14 protein-coding genes are annotated in these 15886 nt (G+C 72.1%); 1 reads left to right on the plus strand and 13 read right to left on the minus strand.

All coding sequences use genetic code 11. The features are described 5' to 3' along the window. Positions 1 to 12: 12 nt before the first annotated feature. From P3T35_RS17400 to P3T35_RS17445, 10 genes are all read right to left on the minus strand, one after another. Positions 13 to 915: a sortase gene (locus P3T35_RS17400; protein WP_101380527.1), complete on the minus strand. Its 903-nt coding sequence runs from the start codon at positions 913 to 915 to the stop codon at positions 13 to 15. Next, the gene (locus P3T35_RS17405; protein WP_101380528.1) at positions 912 to 2705 is read right to left on the minus strand and encodes a substrate-binding domain-containing protein; all 1794 of its coding nucleotides are present in this window, start codon (positions 2703 to 2705) and stop codon (positions 912 to 914) included. The genes P3T35_RS17400 and P3T35_RS17405 overlap by 4 nt, the downstream gene beginning before the upstream one ends. A 29-nt stretch (positions 2706 to 2734) precedes the next feature. Continuing rightward, positions 2735 to 3892 (minus strand): phosphate ABC transporter permease PstA, encoded by a 1158-nt coding sequence (pstA, locus tag P3T35_RS17410; RefSeq protein WP_218976676.1) that lies wholly within the window; start codon positions 3890 to 3892, stop codon positions 2735 to 2737. 40 nt (positions 3893 to 3932) lie between these two features. Continuing rightward, positions 3933 to 4934, minus strand: a complete 1002-nt coding sequence (pstC, locus tag P3T35_RS17415; protein ID WP_101380529.1) for a phosphate ABC transporter permease subunit PstC — start codon at positions 4932 to 4934, stop codon at positions 3933 to 3935. After that, complete coding sequence (locus P3T35_RS17420; protein ID WP_143676813.1) at positions 4931 to 7537, minus strand: hypothetical protein; 2607 nt, start codon at positions 7535 to 7537, stop codon at positions 4931 to 4933. The genes pstC and P3T35_RS17420 overlap by 4 nt, the downstream gene beginning before the upstream one ends. A 205-nt stretch (positions 7538 to 7742) precedes the next feature. Next, complete coding sequence (locus tag P3T35_RS17425; protein ID WP_101380531.1) at positions 7743 to 8336, minus strand: hypothetical protein; 594 nt, start codon at positions 8334 to 8336, stop codon at positions 7743 to 7745. A gap of 137 nt (positions 8337 to 8473) precedes the next feature. Then, the gene (locus P3T35_RS17430; protein WP_101380532.1) at positions 8474 to 9529 is read right to left on the minus strand and encodes a substrate-binding domain-containing protein; all 1056 of its coding nucleotides are present in this window, start codon (positions 9527 to 9529) and stop codon (positions 8474 to 8476) included. Positions 9530 to 9850: 321 nt separating this feature from the next. Further along, positions 9851 to 10264: a hypothetical protein gene (locus P3T35_RS17435; protein WP_101380533.1), complete on the minus strand. Its 414-nt coding sequence runs from the start codon at positions 10262 to 10264 to the stop codon at positions 9851 to 9853. Beyond that, positions 10257 to 10844, minus strand: a complete 588-nt coding sequence (locus P3T35_RS17440) for a DUF1508 domain-containing protein (protein ID WP_280706627.1) — start codon at positions 10842 to 10844, stop codon at positions 10257 to 10259. Before P3T35_RS17440 ends, P3T35_RS17435 begins: the two co-directional genes overlap by 8 nt. Positions 10845 to 11062: 218 nt before the next feature. Next, the gene (locus P3T35_RS17445; RefSeq protein WP_101380535.1) at positions 11063 to 11557 is read right to left on the minus strand and encodes a MarR family transcriptional regulator; all 495 of its coding nucleotides are present in this window, start codon (positions 11555 to 11557) and stop codon (positions 11063 to 11065) included. 85 nt (positions 11558 to 11642) lie between these two features. Between P3T35_RS17445 and P3T35_RS17450 the strand changes: the two genes are divergently transcribed. Beyond that, positions 11643 to 12194 (plus strand): carboxymuconolactone decarboxylase family protein, encoded by a 552-nt coding sequence (locus tag P3T35_RS17450; protein ID WP_101380536.1) that lies wholly within the window; start codon positions 11643 to 11645, stop codon positions 12192 to 12194. Positions 12195 to 12239: 45 nt separating this feature from the next. On the opposite strand, the gene P3T35_RS17455 is transcribed toward P3T35_RS17450, so the two are convergent. The 3 genes from P3T35_RS17455 to P3T35_RS17465 all read right to left on the minus strand — a co-directional run bounded on the left by P3T35_RS17455 (position 12240) and on the right by P3T35_RS17465 (position 15783). After that, positions 12240 to 14021, minus strand: coding sequence for a GAF domain-containing protein (locus tag P3T35_RS17455; protein WP_348533418.1), 1782 nt, complete (start codon positions 14019 to 14021; stop codon positions 12240 to 12242). A 94-nt stretch (positions 14022 to 14115) separates the two neighbouring features. Further along, positions 14116 to 14826 carry a hypothetical protein gene (locus P3T35_RS17460; protein WP_143676814.1) on the minus strand — a complete coding sequence of 237 codons (711 nt, stop codon included), beginning with the start codon at positions 14824 to 14826 and terminating at the stop codon, positions 14116 to 14118. A gap of 45 nt (positions 14827 to 14871) precedes the next feature. Then, positions 14872 to 15783 (minus strand): hypothetical protein, encoded by a 912-nt coding sequence (locus tag P3T35_RS17465; RefSeq protein ID WP_101380539.1) that lies wholly within the window; start codon positions 15781 to 15783, stop codon positions 14872 to 14874. Positions 15784 to 15886: the final 103 nt, after the last annotated feature.

The following is a 15886-nucleotide window of genomic DNA, read 5'->3' on the forward strand; positions in this document are numbered from 1 at the left end:
ATCGTCAGTTGCTCAGTAGAGGTTGGGCAGCAGCGCCGCCGCGTTCTCGTAGACGGACCAGAGCAGCGCGGCCAGCACCGGGGCGAAGGTCAGATAGGCGGCCCGCCGCACCCAGTACCGCACCGCCAGGGTGGCCAGCGCGACCGCGCCGAGCAGCGCCACCGACCAGAGCTGCAGGGCGGCCAGCGCCCCGCTGTCCTGGGCCAGCGCATGGTCCGCCGGCAGCTGCGCCGGGCGGCCGTGCGGGTTGGCCTGCGGGTCGCCGTCCAGCCGGGCCCCGATCAGCACGGTGCCGGTCGGGATCCAGCCCGAGTTGCTGGTGGTGAGCACCAGGCGGGACGGCGCCGGGTCGCGCACCGGGTGGGTGCTGTTCCCGTAGACGTTCACGGTGAAGCTGAACTGCCCTTGCCCGGTGGTAACTTGGATCTTGTCGCCGACCCGCAGCTCGCCGAGCCGGCCGAACGGGCCGCCGAACGCGGTGCCGCGTCCGAAGATCACCGCGACGCCCGCCTGCCCGGGCAGCGCGGTGTCCCGGCGGTGGCCCGGACCGCGCATCAGGTCCCGCCCGGTGGTGCCCTCGACGACCACCTCGTGGTGCACGCCGATCCTGGGGATGTCGATGATCGCCACCGGCGACCCGTCGGTAGCGGCACCGGTGGGTCCCAGCTGGTTGGCCAGCCGGTCCTGGAAGGTGCGGTACGCCTCGGCCTGGTAGTGCAGCTCCTGGAGTGGCGAGAGCGCCAGCAGGAAGACCGCGAAGCCGAGCAGCAGGGCGGCCAGCAGGGTGGCCGTCCAGCCCAGTCGGACGGTGATCCGGCGGGCGGTGGACGGCGGTTCGGCCGGTCGGGGCGGCGCAGCCTGGATCGTCGGCAGCACCACGGTGTCGTCGGTCGCGGAAGTAGCGGTCAGGGTCACCGGGAACCCCCGGTGCCCGCCTGGGAACCGGCCCGGCGCCGGCGCAGCCAGCCGCCCAGGAACGGCGGCAGCGCGACCACGGCGAGCAGTTCCACGGCGGTGAGCGTGGTCAGCAGCCAATTGTCCGGGCGGCCACCGACGTTGACCACATTGGCCGCCACCTGGCCGCCGCTGGAGCTGCCGCCGCCGTTCTGCACCACCTCACCGGTCTGCGGGTCGATGACGCTGCCACCGCTACCACCGGACGACCCGCCGCTACCCGAACCACCGGCGCCACCACCGCCGTTGGCACCACCACCGGACCCCGAGCCGCCGCCACCGGCCCCGCCGCCCTTGCCGCCGCTACCACCGGACGAGCCGCCGTTCCCCGAACCACCGCCGCCACCACCACCGTTGGCACCACCACCGGAGCCCGAGCCACCGCCGGCCGAGGGGTTGTTGGGATCGCAGCTCAGCGGCGCGCCCTGCTTGTCGCACGTGTTGGGCATCGGCGCGTTCTTGAGGATGATCAGGTTGCCCTGGCTGTCGAAGGTCGGATTGGGGCAGTTGGCCAGGGTGTTGGGGTCGACGTTGCCGCTGTAGCCGGGGATGTGCTGCACCTGCAGCAGCCCGCCGCGCACCAGGCCGCGCGGGATCGGCGAGTAGCCGATCGAGTCGATCCCGCCCTTGCCGGTAGCCTGCCCGCCGCAGAGCACGTAGTCCAGGTACTGGCTGAGCGCGGCGCCCTTGTCGTTGGTGAACCGCGGCGTCACCGGCAGCGCGGCGCCGGCCCGCGGCACGATCAGGTAGCTGTAGCTGGAGATCGGGTAGGACCGCGGGTCGCCGTTGCTGTAGACGCCGTCCAGGTCCTGCTGGAGGAAGTTCGGGTCGTTCGGCGAGGTGTTGTCGTCGACGCCGCGGATCTTCGCCGCGGTCAGCGCCACCGCAACGTTGGAGGCGGTCGGCAGCGTGTAGTACCCGGCCGGGTTGAGCACCTTCACCACCGGCCAGCCGGAGGTGAGCGCGAAGGCGTACTCGTCGTACCCGATCGCGCCGCTGTCGGAGGGCGCCTCGATGTAGTGCGCCACCTGGTCGGAGCCGCTCTGCGCGATCATGCGGCCGGACGGCGGGTAGAACTCGGTGTAGTCGCCGCAGCTGACGTTGTTGACGCTCTTGCAGTAGGCGTCCCACTGGGTTTGGTGGGTGTGCTCCATCCAGCGGGTGAACTGCGCGGTGGCGCCCGAGCCGTCGGAGCGGACCACCGGCGTGATCGGCAGCCTGGGCAGCTGCCGGCCGTAGTCCTGGGTGATCCTGGGGTCGTCCCAGGAGGTGATGGCGCCGGTGAAGATGCCCACGAGGGTGTCCGGCGACAGCCGCAGGTCGGTCACCTGCTTGCCGGCGACCACCAGGTTGTACATGAAGGCGGTGCCGCCGGCCGTGATCGGGACGTAGGAGTAGCCGTAGACCGGGTTCTCCGCGTCGGCCGCGCCGGAGCCGGCGACCGAGCCGCTCGCCCCGGTGTCCCGCTGGGTGCGGAACGGCACGTCCGAGGCGGTGAAGTCGTCCGAGCCGTTCTCCCAGTTGATCCGGCCGGCCGCCGAACCGTTGGGCGCGAAGTTGAGGTTGATCCCCTGGTTGGCCACGTCGGTGCGCCACTTCTCGATCGCCGGCCCGGCCCAGCTGGACCCGTCGGCGTTGAGCGTGGTGGTGGCGAGCGCGGGGGTGGCCTGGCTGAGGGTCAGTACGAAGAACGAGAGCAGCAGGGCCACGACCCGGCCGACTCTGGGGCGGTGAGCGGCGGCCCAGGGCATGACGGTTCCTCCGGAAGGGGTGGGTCTGGTCATCGGCCGGCCGCCTGTCGGGCCAGCTGCCGCCGCTGGCGGCGGCTCAGCTCGCCCGGCCGGCGCCCGCCGATCAGCCGGGCGGTCACGAAGAGCACCAGCACCAGGACCATCAGGGTCAGGCCGGCGGCGAAGCCGCGGGCGACCATGGCCGGGTAGGGCTGGCGTACGCAGTTCCAGATGAAGAGCGGCAGGCTGACCTGGTGGCCGGTCAGCGGGTCGGCGTTCATGCCGGAGGTGAAGCCGGCGGTCAGCAGCACCGGCGAGGTCTCGCCGATGCCGCGCGCCATGCCGAGGATCACCGCGGTGGCCAGCCCGGGGCGGGCGGTGGGCAGCACCACGTTCCAGACGGTGCGCCACTGGCTGCCGCCGAGTGCGTAGGAGGCCTCCCGCAGCGTGCCCGGGACCAGCCGGATCACCACCTCGGCGGCCCGGGTGACGATCGGCATCATCATCACGGTCAGCGCCAGCGAGGCCGCGAAGCCGCAGGCCTGGAGCCCGAGCGTGAGGATCACCACGCCGAGGATGAAGAGCCCCGCGACGATCGACGGCAGCGCCGTCATCGCCTCCACCAGGGTGCGCACCGGCCGGGCGGCGCGACCGCCGATCTCGGACATGAAGACGGCCGCGGTGATGCCCAGCGGCACCGCGAAGACCGTCGCCAGGCCGATCTGCTCCAGCGAGCCGACGATCGCGTGCAGGGCACCGCCGGAGGTGATCGGCGAGACCGCGGAGGTGGTCTGCATGGTCTGGGTGAAGAAGTTCCCATGGGTGACGGCCTGTAGCCCGCGCAGCGTGATGAAGCCGAGTTGGGCCGTGATCAGGAAGACCAGCAGCAGCCCGGAGCTCCAGGCGACCAGGGTGACCAGCCGCTCCCGCACGTGCGGCGCCGGCCACTGCAGCCTGCCGATCGCGTAGCTGAACGCCAGGAACAGCAGGTACCAGCAGAGCAGGAAGCCCTGGGCGCCGCTGAACGGCAGCACCCGTTCGTAGAGCAGCCAGTCCAGTGCCAGCGAGCCGGCCAGGGCGCCGGCCAGGGTGGCCAGCTCGGCGCCGGTCGCGCCGCCCAACTTGCGGCGCTGCTCGGGTGGTTCGGCGGGCGCCGGCTCGGCCGGGCCGGCTGCCGCGGCGCTCGCGGGCAGGTCGACGGTGGTCACGGGGTGGCCCCCTCGTGGTAGGCGTGGTCGGTCATCGAGGTCAGTCCGCCGTCGAGGCGCCGGAGCGGGAGCGGCTGACCACCAGGCCGGCCAGCACGTTGACCACCAGGGTCACGGCGAACAGCGCCAGGCCCGCCGCCATCAGCGCGGAGAGCGAGAGGCCGTCGGACTCGCTGAACCGCAGCACGATCAGCGAGGAGATGGAGTTGGCGCCGGCCTCCAGGATGTGGCCGGTGAACTTGAAGGCCGGCGAGATGATCAGCGCCACCGCGATGGTCTCGCCCATCGCCCGGCCGAAGCCCAGCATCACCGCGCCGATCACACCGCCCCGCCCGAACGGCAGCACCACGGCGCGGATCATCCCCCACCGGGTGCTGCCCAGGGCGTAGGCGCCCTCCCGCTCACCCTGCGGGGCCTGGGAGAACACCTCGCGGCTGAGCGAGGTGATGATCGGGGTGATCATCAGGGAGACCACCAGGCCCGCCATGAAGGTGGACGAGGTGTAGGAGGTGCCGTAGTCGCCGGTGCGCACCTTCAGGAACGGCAGCACCGGGCCGAGGTGCCGCGCGGTCCAGCTGACCAGGCCGATCACCCGGGGCTGCAGGAAGAAGAAGCCCCACAGCCCGTAGATGATGCTGGGCACGGCCGCCATCAGGTCGACGACGGAGATCAGCACCCGCCGGATCCGCTGCGGCGCGTACTCGGAGATGAAGAGCGCGGCGACCAGCGACACCGGCACGGCGAAGCAGAGCGCGATCACCGCGATCAGGATCCCGTCCGGCAGCACGGCGGCGATGCCGAACTGGTGGGCCGCGGGCACCCACTTGACCTGGGTGAGGAACGACCAGCCGCTGGCCCGCAGCGCGGTGGTGCCGCGCAGCAGCAGGAAGAAGGCGATCAGGCCCATGATCGCGAAGACCGAGTAGCCGCCCACCCGGAGCAGGCCGCGGAAGACCAGGTCGCCGCGGGTGGCCGGGGCGGTGAGCCGCCGCGGCCGGTCGAGGTCCGCCTCGGCGGGGGACGGCGGCAGTGCGGAGGTCATGAGCGGCTGCCTCCGGTGAACCGGCGCACCCGCTCGACCACCCGGCCGCCGGCGGCCGTACCGCCCAGCAGCAGCGCCGCCGGTCCGCCGACCAGCAGCACCGCGCCGGCGATCAGCACCACCGGCAGCAGCAGCCGCGCGAGGCCGGCCCGGTCGGGCGACGGGGTGCCGGCGGCCACGGGTGCCAGCGAGGGGTTGGCCGATTTGCCGGCACCGGGCGCGGGGCTGTTGGTGGACGAGGTCGAGCCGGCCGGGGCGCCGCCGGTGCTGCCGCCCGCCGTCCCGGCGCCGCCACCCGTGCCGCCGGTGCCCGTCCCGCCCGAACTCCCGCCACCGCCCTGGCCGTTGCCGCCCGCTGCGCCGGACTGCGGCGCCACCCCCGAGCCGGATCGGCCGCCGGTCGCCCCCGCCGTGCTCGCGCCGCCCGAGGGCGCCGGCTGCTGGTTGCCCGGCAGCGCGCCGTCCTGGGCGGCGACATGGGCAATGGCGACCTGCGCCTCATTGAGCTGCGTAGTGGTCAAGTCGGCGTATCCGAGGGCCAGTTGACCGGGCAGGCGGCCGTAGATCTGCCCGTCGCCCGGATCGGTCACCTGCTGGAGGAACCGGCCGACCGCGGCGGCCTTGTTGCCCAGTCCGCTGGTCGGCACCATCGCGTACTGCACCGAGGTGAGCGGATAGGCCTGCGAGTCGGTGCTGAACGAGGTGTTGGGCACGCCGTAGGGCAGCTGCCGGGTGCCGGTTCCCGGGTCGAGCGGCATGTCGCCGACGGCGGCCTGCATCGACGTGGTCGACGGCGCGACCGCGACGCCGGCCGGATTGACCAGGCTCGCCTCGTTCAGGCTGTAGGACTTGGCGTCCGCGGTGTCGACGATGCCGATCAGCTGGCGCTGGCCCACCAGCGCCGCGGCGCAGTGCGGGTGGTTGCCGGTGCCGTCGGCGTGCGGGTCGGAGCAGGTCGGCTTGAACGAGAGCACGCTGCGCACGCTGTCGTCGAGGCCGCTGAGCACCGGGCTCCACTCGTACTGCTTCTCGTGCAGGTCGCCCACCACCTTGCCGCTCGGGTCCTTCTGCTCGAAGCCGGTGCTGTCCTGCGGGCGCAGGATGTCCGTGGGGTATCCGGAGTAGGCGGGCCGCTGGTAGTAGGGGTCGACGTGCATGCCCCACGGGTCCGGCTGGCCCTGCAGGAAGCTCTCGGCGTCGGGGTCGGCGGCGATCCAGGTGGTGAGCTGCTGGATCAGGTCGGTGCGGTTGCCGACCACGATGGGCAGGCTGTCCGGCGAGCCCTTGGGGTTGCACGTGGGCCACTGGGCCGGTGCGATCGACTTGGGATCGTTGAGCGCCAGGAACTCGTGGTCCGCGAAGATGCACTGCGGGTTGCCCGCGACCGACGCCGCCACCGAGCCGGCCGGGCCCTGGCTGTAGGACTGCGTCAACTCCTTGGCCAGTAGCCGGGCGTTGAGCTTCAGGCCGGTGATCGGACGGCCGGTCGCCGGGTCGTCGATCGCGAAGACCACCGAGATCCCGGAGTCGGCCAGCGGGGCGTAGACATAGGGCCTGGGGGCCGGGCCGGTGTCCGGCCGGCTGACCAGCGCCACATCGGCGCCGCCGCCCTGCAGGAACGCGGACCGCGCCTCCGGCTCCCCCAGCGCGGTGTAACCCGCGTTGATCGGAGCCGAGTTGAGGCAGGCGCCGGCCCGCCACTGCTGCACCGCGCGCTCGGCCATCGGCGCGCCGGCGGTGGTGAAGTCGTTGCCGGCCGCCTTGCAGCTGCTCGCGGTCGGCGCGAAGGAGAGCGGGACGACCGTGCGGTGGGTCCAGGAGCAGGCCTCGCCGGTGAAGTTGTTGCTCCCCAGGTTGTTCTGCTGGGTCACGCTGTCGGTGGCGGTGTTGAAGAAGCCGTCGCTGTCGAACTCGTGGTCGTCGCAGGCGGGTGCGCCGCTGGTGTCCCCGTTCAGGGAGGCGATGATGCTCAGCGGATCGCCGCCGTAGTTCGGCTCGACCACGATCGAGCAGGCGCGCGCGGTGTCGCAGCCGAGGGTCTGGCTCTGCTCGGCCGTCCACACCTCGATGTCGGCCGAGCCGGTGCCGTCGCTGCCGGTGACCGCGTACTGGGCGTTCGACGGGAGCTCGGGGGTGCGCAGGCCCGAGGCCGGCTCCGGCTGCTGGAACCCCTTGGCCGGGTCGCCGCCGTAGAGCGTGGAGCCGTAGCAGTCGGTCGGCTTGGGGTCGGCGCCCCGGCACTCGTACACCCGGACTGGGTACATCACCGTGCCGTTGCCCGGGGTCACGGTGGTCGCGGGCCCGCCGGTGGTGAGGACGCTCGGGGTGAATCCGGACCAGGAGACGTGCACCACCTGGTCGCCGAGGTTGCTGGACGGCGAGACGGTGACCGTGCCGGGCACCCCGTACCGGCCCGTCGCGGGGATCCACACCGGCGGCCCGGGCACCGAGGCGGACCCCGAATCCGCGTGCGCCTGCGGCACCGTGCCCGCGCCGAGTGGCAGCACCGCCGGCACCGCCACCACCGCCCAGGCCAGCACGGCGGCCGACCAGGCGCGCGTCCACCACCCCGGGCCTCTCGGACTCCGTTCTCGGTCTCTCATCAGGGGTACCTCCGGCGTTCGCGGTGCGGATGCGCGAGTGGGGACGGATATACGAATGGACCCACGGATTCCCGTGAGCCCATTCGTCCATGACCACATGACAGTTGATGTCGGATCAGGTGTACGAGGCCCCAACCGGGCCCCGACGCCGGGGGTTTCGGGAAACGCCTGGGGTTTCGGAAAGCTCAGCTGCCCGCGGCGAGGATCAGCTGCCGGCGGTGAAGCTCAGCGCGGTGGTGCCCACGTGCTGGCCGCCGGCGAAGAACGTGGTGCCCAGCGCGGTGTCCGCGTACTGCGCGCCGGCCGGGTCGATCTCCAGGTCGTCGGCGGAGAGGTTCTGGGTGGTGCCGCTCTTGGTGCTCACCACATTGCCGGCCGGGTCGAACAGGTTCACCGGGGTGCTGCTGCCCAGCGGCATCCCGGTCACCGCCCAAGTGGCCGCGTCGAAGGCCAGGTTGGTGAAGTCCACGGTCTTGCCCGTGGTGGCGTTGACGACCAGCAGGCTGCCGCCCAGCTGCACGGCGCCGTAGTAGCCGCCGAGGTTCACCGAGCCGCCGGTGACCGGGAAGGTGCCGGAGAAACCGGTGCCGGCGTTGTAGTTCACCGTCGCATTGGGCAGCGCGATGGCCACGATGCCGCTCTGCAGCGAGTTCTGCAGGAAGCCGCTGTCCTCCTGGATCACCAGGCTGCCGGTGGGCGCGGTGGTGGCGGCCGAGGCGGAGTCACTCAGGCCGGTCAGGGCGAGGGCGGCGGCGGTGGCGAGGGCGGCGGCGAGGCGGACGGCTCTGCGGCTGATCACTGGGATGGTCTCCTTCGTGCACGGGCTTGGGCTGGGAGCGGCCCGGCGGCCAGGGAACTGGCCCTGGCCGCCGGGGTGTTGCGGGAGCAGCGTGGTGTCGCTGGAGAGCGTGGTGTCGCGGGGGCGCGTGGTGGCGCTCAGAGGTGGGTCACGGAACCGCAGGCGCCCAGCGGCAGGGTCTGGAAGCCGTAGCTGGCGATGTCGGCCTTGGCGGTGGCGTTGGTGCAGACCCAGCCGGTGGTGCCGAAGATGCTCTTCAGCGCCGGGGTGCCGCCGGTCCAGTCGCCGTCACGGACCACGTTGTAGACCGTGCGGCCGTAGTTGGTGGCGGTGAAGGTCGGGTTCAGGGTGTGGGTGCTGGTGATCGGGTTGATGCCGTCGACGTTGCGCAGGGTCAGCGGGCCGGGGGCGTCGGTCGTGGTGGTGTGGCCGCCGTAGACCTGACCGATGTAGTGCGCGGCGGAGTAGGGGGTCACCGCGTTGGCGTCCGTGTACACCGGGTCGGTGCCCTCGTTCTCCTCCGGGGTGTACGCCTGCACGCAGGTGCCCGGGGTGATCGAGGTGGTGCCGCCGCCCAGGGCCTTCAGGAAGAAGGCGCGGGTGCCGGAGTTGATCTGCGGCAGGTAGGCCTTGATGGTGGCGTTCGGGCCGGTGTAGCCGGAGACGTCGGTGATCTGGTTCCAGTTGGTGATGGTGCAGGTGTAGATGCCGACCAGGTCGGAGGTGCTCAGGTTGGCCGGCGCGTTGCCGGTGCCGTTGGCCGCCCAGGCGACGCCGTCCTTGGCGAATGCCACGAAGTCGTCGGTGGTCAGGTCACCGGTCTGCGGGCTGCGCGAGGAGCGGGCGAAGTCCAGCGTGGTCTTGGTGTTGGCGTTCAGCGCGCTGATGCCGGCGCTGGAGCCGTTCGGCCGGGTGATGGTGTTGGCACCGGTCTTCGGGGTGATCGGGCTGCTGCCGGTCGCGTCCCAGCTGTACAGGCGCGGCGAGGTGGTGTCGCCCTTGCCGGCCAGGAAGGCGTTGTAGTCGGTGGAGAACTGACCGACCACGGCCTGGGTGGTGTCGGAGCCGGCACCCACGATGTCCTTGGCGGCCGGGGTCACGGTCGGGTCGGCCAGGGCCGAGCCGGCGGCAACGGTGGTGAAGGCGGTGGCGATCGCCGCGACGGCGAACAGCTTGGCAGCGGTGTGACGCATGGTGCTATTCCTCCGGTGGGAGAGGGAAGGCATGGCGTGCTACGGAATCGGAGCATCGGGTCCGTTGAACCCGCTTGCCGGGGGCCCGAGTTGTGCCCGGCCCGGACCAGCGGGACTGATCCTCATCGGTCCGCGGCGAGCCCGGAAGGACCTTGGCCAGGTGCCGGAGTGCGGGTGAACTTCTGGATTTTGTCGACTTGGCGGTTTACTCGCTGGCCCGCGCTCGTGGTTCGTGCGCCGGTGCATCCGCGCAGTGGCGGCACGCGGTGCCGGACGTTCTTCTCGCGGTGGCGATTCGGGTCGGATCCGGCAACCTCAAGGTCACCAGGGCCACCGGCCCTCGCGGCCCGGCGTATGCAACTCCCGTTCCAGCGCCTGGAGTCCGGCGCGGAAGCCGGTCATGCCCTGGCGGCACTGGTCGCGCCGCAGATAGCCGCGGGCGCTGCGGGCCACCGGCTCCTCGGCCGCCGGATCGGACCGGGTGCTGCGCGGCGGCAGGAAGGCGGACCAGCGCCAGGTGCGGGACTGGTCCTGGCTGAACGCGTAGCGCAGCGAGCCGCGTTCGATCAGCAGCTCGCGCAGCGCCGCCACCAGCTCCGCTTCGGTGCGGTAGAACCGTGCGGAGACTGCCAGTTGACGGCCGTTGCCGGCCGCGAGCGACCAGCCCACCAGGCGTCCGGCGCCCTGCATGGCGAGCAGCCGCGGGCCGCGTACCGCCTGCGGGCGGTCAGCCATCGCCGAGGGCGCGCTCGATCAGGGAGCGCTCCCGCGAGGCCCGGGAGGCCCGCGAGGCCCGGGGCTCGGAGGCCTCCCGGGCCTCGCGGGCCTCGCGGGCCTGGAACTCGGAGGCCTGGGCCCCGGAGACCTGGGACTCGGAGGCCTGGGCCCCGGCCCGGCGCTCGGCCTGGGACTCAGCCTGGGCCCGGCGCTCGGCCTGGGACTCAGCCTGGCGCTCGGCCTGGCGCTCCAGCAGTGCCACGAACCGGCGGAACGCGTTCTGGCAGGTGGCGTACCGCTCATAGGCGCGACTGCTGCGCGCTTCGGCCAGGCCGCGCGACCCCGGCACCACCCAGATCCAGCCGATCCCGTCCCGGACATGGGTGATCCGCGCGGTCAACTCGGCCGCCTCGCCGCGCAACTGCTCGACGGCACGGCTCACTTCGGCCATGGTCTCGAAGACCGGCGAGGAGACCGCCACGATCCGGCCGTTGGGCGCCTTCAACTGCCACTGGTAGCGCCCGTTCGCCGCCCGTTCGATCTGGAACCCGCCTCGAACCGCTTCCGACCCCGCCCGGCCCGCACGCAGCTGACCCACCAGGCCCACCCGCCCCACTCCCCGACCCCGTGCGGCCCGGCGCGGTCGGCGCGGGACGCGCGGGTGTCGTGTAGAGATCTCGTGCTCGGCTCCCAAGCGGGCACCACCGTAGGTGGGCCGCCCCGAACACGGATAGTGGCGAAGGCCGTTCGGCCCGTCTATTGGTCCGGAAGTTCTCCCTCGTTAATCTGTACGGCAGTTGACGAGCTGACGGCTGGTCAGCCCCCGAACCAGCCCGCCACGTCGAGCCGGAAGAAGCCCTCCGGCGCCATGGTCCGCAGGTCCGCCTCCATGGCCCGGACCCGGTCCGCGCCCAGCCGCGCCATCCAGTCGCCGCGCAGCCGCTCGAAGATCTGCGCCGAGCGGGCCAGCAGGTCGACGCCGCGCGGGGTGAGCCGAACCAGCTTGCGGCGGGCGTCGGTCGGGTCGTCCACCCGCTCCACATAGCCGAGTTGCAGCAGCCGGTCGACGGTCTTGCCCGCCGCCTGCTTGGAGATCCCGAGCCGCCGGCCCACCTCACTGGCGGTGGCCCCGGCCCGGCCGACCGCCTGCAGCGCGAAGCCGTGCGCCGGGCGGGCCTCCGGGTGGCCCTGGCGGGCCAGTTCGGCGTGCAGCTCATCGATGATCGAGCGGAAGCCGGCGAAGAGCAGCAGGGGCAGCTCGAAGCCGTAGCTCTCGCGTGGCTCTTGGTGGTCGGGCTTGGCATCGGGCATGACGGAACCCCCTTGCAGAGATGGACAACCAGGTTTACCTTTTTAGTCAACCGCGTTGTCCATCTTAACGAGTGGGAGCTCCGCCATGCCCGTCACCTTTGCCACCCACACCCTGGAGACCGCCCCGGCGGCCGCCCGCCCCGTCATGGAGGGCGTCCAGCGCCACCTCGGCCACCTGCCCGCCGCCGTCGGCCGGCTCGCCACCTCCCCGCAGCTGCTGGAGGCCTTCACCAAGTCCAACGCCCTGTTCAGCAGCAGCACCCTGGAGCCGCTCGCCCGCGAGGTGGTGGTGTTCACCGTCGCCACCCGCAACCGCTGCCACCTCTGCGTCGCGATGCACACCGCCATCGTGAGCAAGCAGGGCGCCGCCCCCGAGCTGGTCGCCGCCCTGCGCGACCAGCGCCCGCTCCCCGACGACCGCCTGGAGGCGCTGCGCCTCTTCACCCTGGAGGTCATCAGCACCGCCGGGGCGGTGGCCCCGGAGAGCCTGGAGGCTTTCCTCGACCACGGATACACCCAGCGCAACGCCCTGGAGGTGGTGCTCGGCATCGGCACCTACACCATGTCCACCCTCGCCAACCGGCTCACCGACGCGCCGGTGGACGAGCGGCTGGCGGAGTTCGCCTGGGAGGGCTGAGCACCTTCCTGGCACGTCTTGCCGTCAGAGCCTGGCCGATTGCGGTCAGAGCCTGGCCGACCAGCGAACGACCGTCCCCCGGCGGCTCGGGCCCGGCTCGTGCCAGGCCGCCCCGCCGAGGTTCTCGGCCCGCCGCCGCAGGTTGGCCAGGCCGCTGCGGCGCCCGGACTCGGGGATGCCCACCCCGTCGTCGGCCACCGTGAGCAGCACCCCGGGCCGGCCCGGGCGGACGGCGGCCTCCGGGTCGCCGGAGACCGGGTGGCCCTCGGCGTCCAGGTAGACGGTGGTGTCCAGCGCCACGCTGACCCGCGAGGCCCGCGCATGCCGGGCCGTGTTGGAGAGCATCTCCCGTAGCGCTGCAAGCAGTTGGCGTTCCGCCTGGTCGCCGATCACGCTCTCCACCGGCCCCACGAAGCTGATCGACGGCTTGAAGCCCAGCGCGGCGGCCGCCTGGCTGCCCTCGCGCAGCACCCGGGTGCGCAGGGTGTCGGGCTCACTGCCGGCGTCGTCGTGCTGCAGGGCGTAGATGGTGGTGCGGACCTCCTGGATGGTGGCGTCCAGCTCGTCCACGGCGTGCCCGAGCCGCTCCTGCACCTCGGGGACGCCCGCCCGGCGGGCCGCGCTCTCCAGCATCATCCCGGTGGCGAACAGCCGCTGGATCACCAGGTCGTGCAGGTCCCGGGCGATCCGGTCGCGGTCCTGGAAGACGGCCAGGCGCTGCTGGTCGCGCTGGCCCTCGGCGAGCCGCAGCGCGAGGGCGGCCTGGGAGGCGAAGGTGGCGGCGAGCTGCTTCTCCACCTCGCTGAACGGCCGGGCCCCGCGCCCGCGCCACACCACCAGGGCGCCCAGCACCCGGCCGTGGGCCACCATCGGCAGCGCCATCGACGGACCGTAGCGGCGGGCCGCCCGCATCACCAGCGCCCGGTCCTGCGACATGTCGTCGATGAAGATGCTCTCGCCGTCCCGCAGCCGCGCCGCGTACCCCGTGCCGGGCACCAGCTCCCCGGCCACGAACTCGGCGGCCTCGCCGGCGGCGTGCGAGACCCGTAGCCCGCCGTCCCCGGTCGGCAGCATGATCATCCCGAGCTCGGCGTCCGCCAGCTCCCGCACCTGCTCGGCGGCCACCCCGAGCGCGTCATCCGCCTTGGTGGAGAGCAGCGCGGTGGTCACGGCCGCCGCGCCCGCGATCCACCGCTCCCGCCGTCGGCCCTCCTCGTACAGCCGCGCGTTCTCGATCGCCACCCCGGCCGCCGCCGCCAGCGCGTGCACCACCTGCGCGTCCTCGGGCGTGAAACCGCCACCGCCGTGCTTCTCGGTGAGGTAGATGTTGCCGAACACCTCGCCGCGCACCCGGATCGGCTCCCCCAGGAACGACCGCATCGGCGGGTGGTGCGGCGGGAACCCGGCCGAGCGCGGATCCTTGCTGAGGTCGTCCAGCACCAGCGGCTCGGGCTTGTCGATCAGCACTCCGAGGATGCCCTTGCCGGACGGCAGATCCCCGATCCGGGCCGCCGTCTCGGCGTCGATCCCCACGTGGATGAAGTCCGACAGCCCGTGCCCACCCGGCGCCACCACCCCGAGCGCCGCATACCGGGCGTCCACCAGCTCCGCGGCGCCCGACGCGATCCGCTCCAGCGTCGCATGCAGGTCCAGGCCCGCCCCGACCGACACCACGGCCTCCAGCAGCCGCTGCATCCGGTCGGTCACCGCCGCCGCCGACTGCAGCCGCTCCGACACCTCGGTCACCAGCGTGTCCAGGCCGAGCGACGAGATCTCGGGCACGCGGGGCGGTGTGGGCTCGGGGGCTGCGGAGTCGGAGGTGTTCACGGTTACGACCATAAGACGTATCGCACCAAATCGGACCGACCAGCGCGCGGCGAGCGGGGTCGGCTACGGGACCGGCCCCGCAAGCCCTGCGCTGCTACAGCGCCGAGCCGATCGCCTCCAGGATCGGCCGGACTGTCTCGAAGCCGGTCGCGGCGACACTCACGATGCCCCGGATCCGCTCCAGGATCACGGGCACCCTTGACGGATCCTGCCGGGTGGCCGTCTCCAGATCGGCAGCGGCCTGCTCGGCAACGCCGCGCAGCTGCGGCTGCAGCGCGGTGTCGCCCGCCACGGCGACGAGGGCGGCCACGAGTTGGGCCAGCAGCCGGCTCTGGTCGGTGCCGAAGTTGGCGGTGACGTTCTCGGCGCTGTTGTGGTCGCCGATCTGCACCACGCCCGCCTGGTAGTTGTTCACCGTGCGCGGGTTCTCTGCGGCTGACATCAGACGCTCCATCCTCGCTTCTTCAATTCCCTTGTCGGTCAGGCGGAAGGTGACCCTACCGCCGACCGTGAGCGGGGTCAGGCCGAACACGATCTTCTCCCGGTACAGGATGCTGTAGACCTCCATGAGCCACTGGCTGCCGAAGTACGGTTGGCCCTGGAGGTAGTCGGTGAGGTCGACCCTCTGGCCCGGACCGGTCGAGCGCATGTACAGCTCGTGGCGCAGGTCTTTGGCGAAGTCACGGATTTGCGCCTTGCTGAAGCGTTTGCCGCGCCTGGCGAGCTGACGGGTGATCAATCCGAGGAACGAGCCGATGCCGACGGCCCATAAAATCGGGGATAGTTCGCCAAGAAACGCGCTCACGTCGGGATCCTAGCGGCCGGACTAGCGCGGGCCCAGGCCTGTGCTTCAGCTGCCTGTGGGAACCTCAACTTCCGCCCCCTGCAAGGCTGCCCGCACGCGAGCCATCCCACGTGCCGTGAGCGACTCCCGCTCCTCGGACGGTGCGGATGCGCGCCCCAACCCCGCACAGGGGCGGCAGATCCCGGGGGCGGGCACCGGATCGTGGCACTTGGCGCACTCGGCGTAGGACGGCTTCGGCTGGCCGTGCGCCTTGGGCGGCGGCAGCTTTCGCACCAGGCGACTGCGGAGCACGGCGGCAGGCGAGTGCACGGACGCCGGCAGGCCGGGGAGCAGGGCGTCCGCCAAGTCCCGTTCCGCGTACCCGTGTTCCAGCCACTTGGCCACCAGCGGCGCCAACTCCCGTGCCTCCGCCTCACCGAGGCCCAGCCGCGGATCGGGGCGGATCACCCGGTACAGCACGGCGACAGCCGCCTGCGTCTGCTCATCCGGGGCCGTAGCCACGGCAGTTGGCAGGACGGCAGCCAGTGCCACCGGATCGCTCGACGCCCCGGAGCGAGCCTGAGTAGGGAGGGTGGGGTTCTTTCCCTGGTCCTTTACGGAAGGAACGTCAGCTGGACCGGGCCTCGCCTCACCGGACACCGGACGCCCGACAGTCGGCAGCCTCACCTGAGGCCTATCGAACACATGCGCCTCGGACCGGATCGTCCCGTCCGCCCGCCGCACCCGCTCAACCCGGTAATACCCCGCCGCCGCAAGCTCCTTGAGCGCCCGCTGCACCGCCCCGCGCCCCTGCGGACTGCTGTCCGCCATCTGCCGCCCATCCTCCCGCCAGCCATCGGGCCGGGAGAGCAGATCGACGAGCAGACCGCGCGCGGTGAAACTGAGCCGACGATCCTGCAACAGGCCGTTCGGCAGCACGGTGAATCGGCGTAGCTGTTCGCTACGATGAATCTGCATGGGAGTTGCTTCCTCCTGTGCCGGGCCCCGGAGTGTTGGCGCACTGCCGGGGTCACAAGTCTTTACTTATCTCGCTGCGCGTAACGTAGCACACGCGAAGCGT

This window comes from Kitasatospora sp. GP30 (genome assembly GCF_029892145.1).
Classification (GTDB): Bacteria; Actinomycetota; Actinomycetes; order Streptomycetales; family Streptomycetaceae; genus Kitasatospora; species Kitasatospora acidiphila.

What these genes read in the sequence shown, in the direction of transcription:
- P3T35_RS17405 (WP_101380528.1), bottom strand. Translation starts at nt 2,705, where the DNA reads ATGCCCTGGGCCGCCGCTCACCGCCCCAGAGTCGGCCGGGTCGTGGCC.
- pstC (WP_101380529.1), bottom strand. Translation starts at nt 4,934, where the DNA reads ATGACCTCCGCACTGCCGCCGTCCCCCGCCGAGGCGGACCTCGACCGG.
- P3T35_RS17420 (WP_143676813.1), bottom strand. Translation starts at nt 7,537, where the DNA reads ATGAGAGACCGAGAACGGAGTCCGAGAGGCCCGGGGTGGTGGACGCGC.
- P3T35_RS17430 (WP_101380532.1), bottom strand. Translation starts at nt 9,529, where the DNA reads ATGCGTCACACCGCTGCCAAGCTGTTCGCCGTCGCGGCGATCGCCACC.
- P3T35_RS17435 (WP_101380533.1), bottom strand. Translation starts at nt 10,264, where the DNA reads ATGGCTGACCGCCCGCAGGCGGTACGCGGCCCGCGGCTGCTCGCCATG.
- P3T35_RS17445 (WP_101380535.1), bottom strand. Translation starts at nt 11,557, where the DNA reads ATGCCCGATGCCAAGCCCGACCACCAAGAGCCACGCGAGAGCTACGGC.
- P3T35_RS17450 (WP_101380536.1), top strand. Translation starts at nt 11,643, where the DNA reads ATGCCCGTCACCTTTGCCACCCACACCCTGGAGACCGCCCCGGCGGCC.
- P3T35_RS17465 (WP_101380539.1), bottom strand. Translation starts at nt 15,783, where the DNA reads ATGCAGATTCATCGTAGCGAACAGCTACGCCGATTCACCGTGCTGCCG.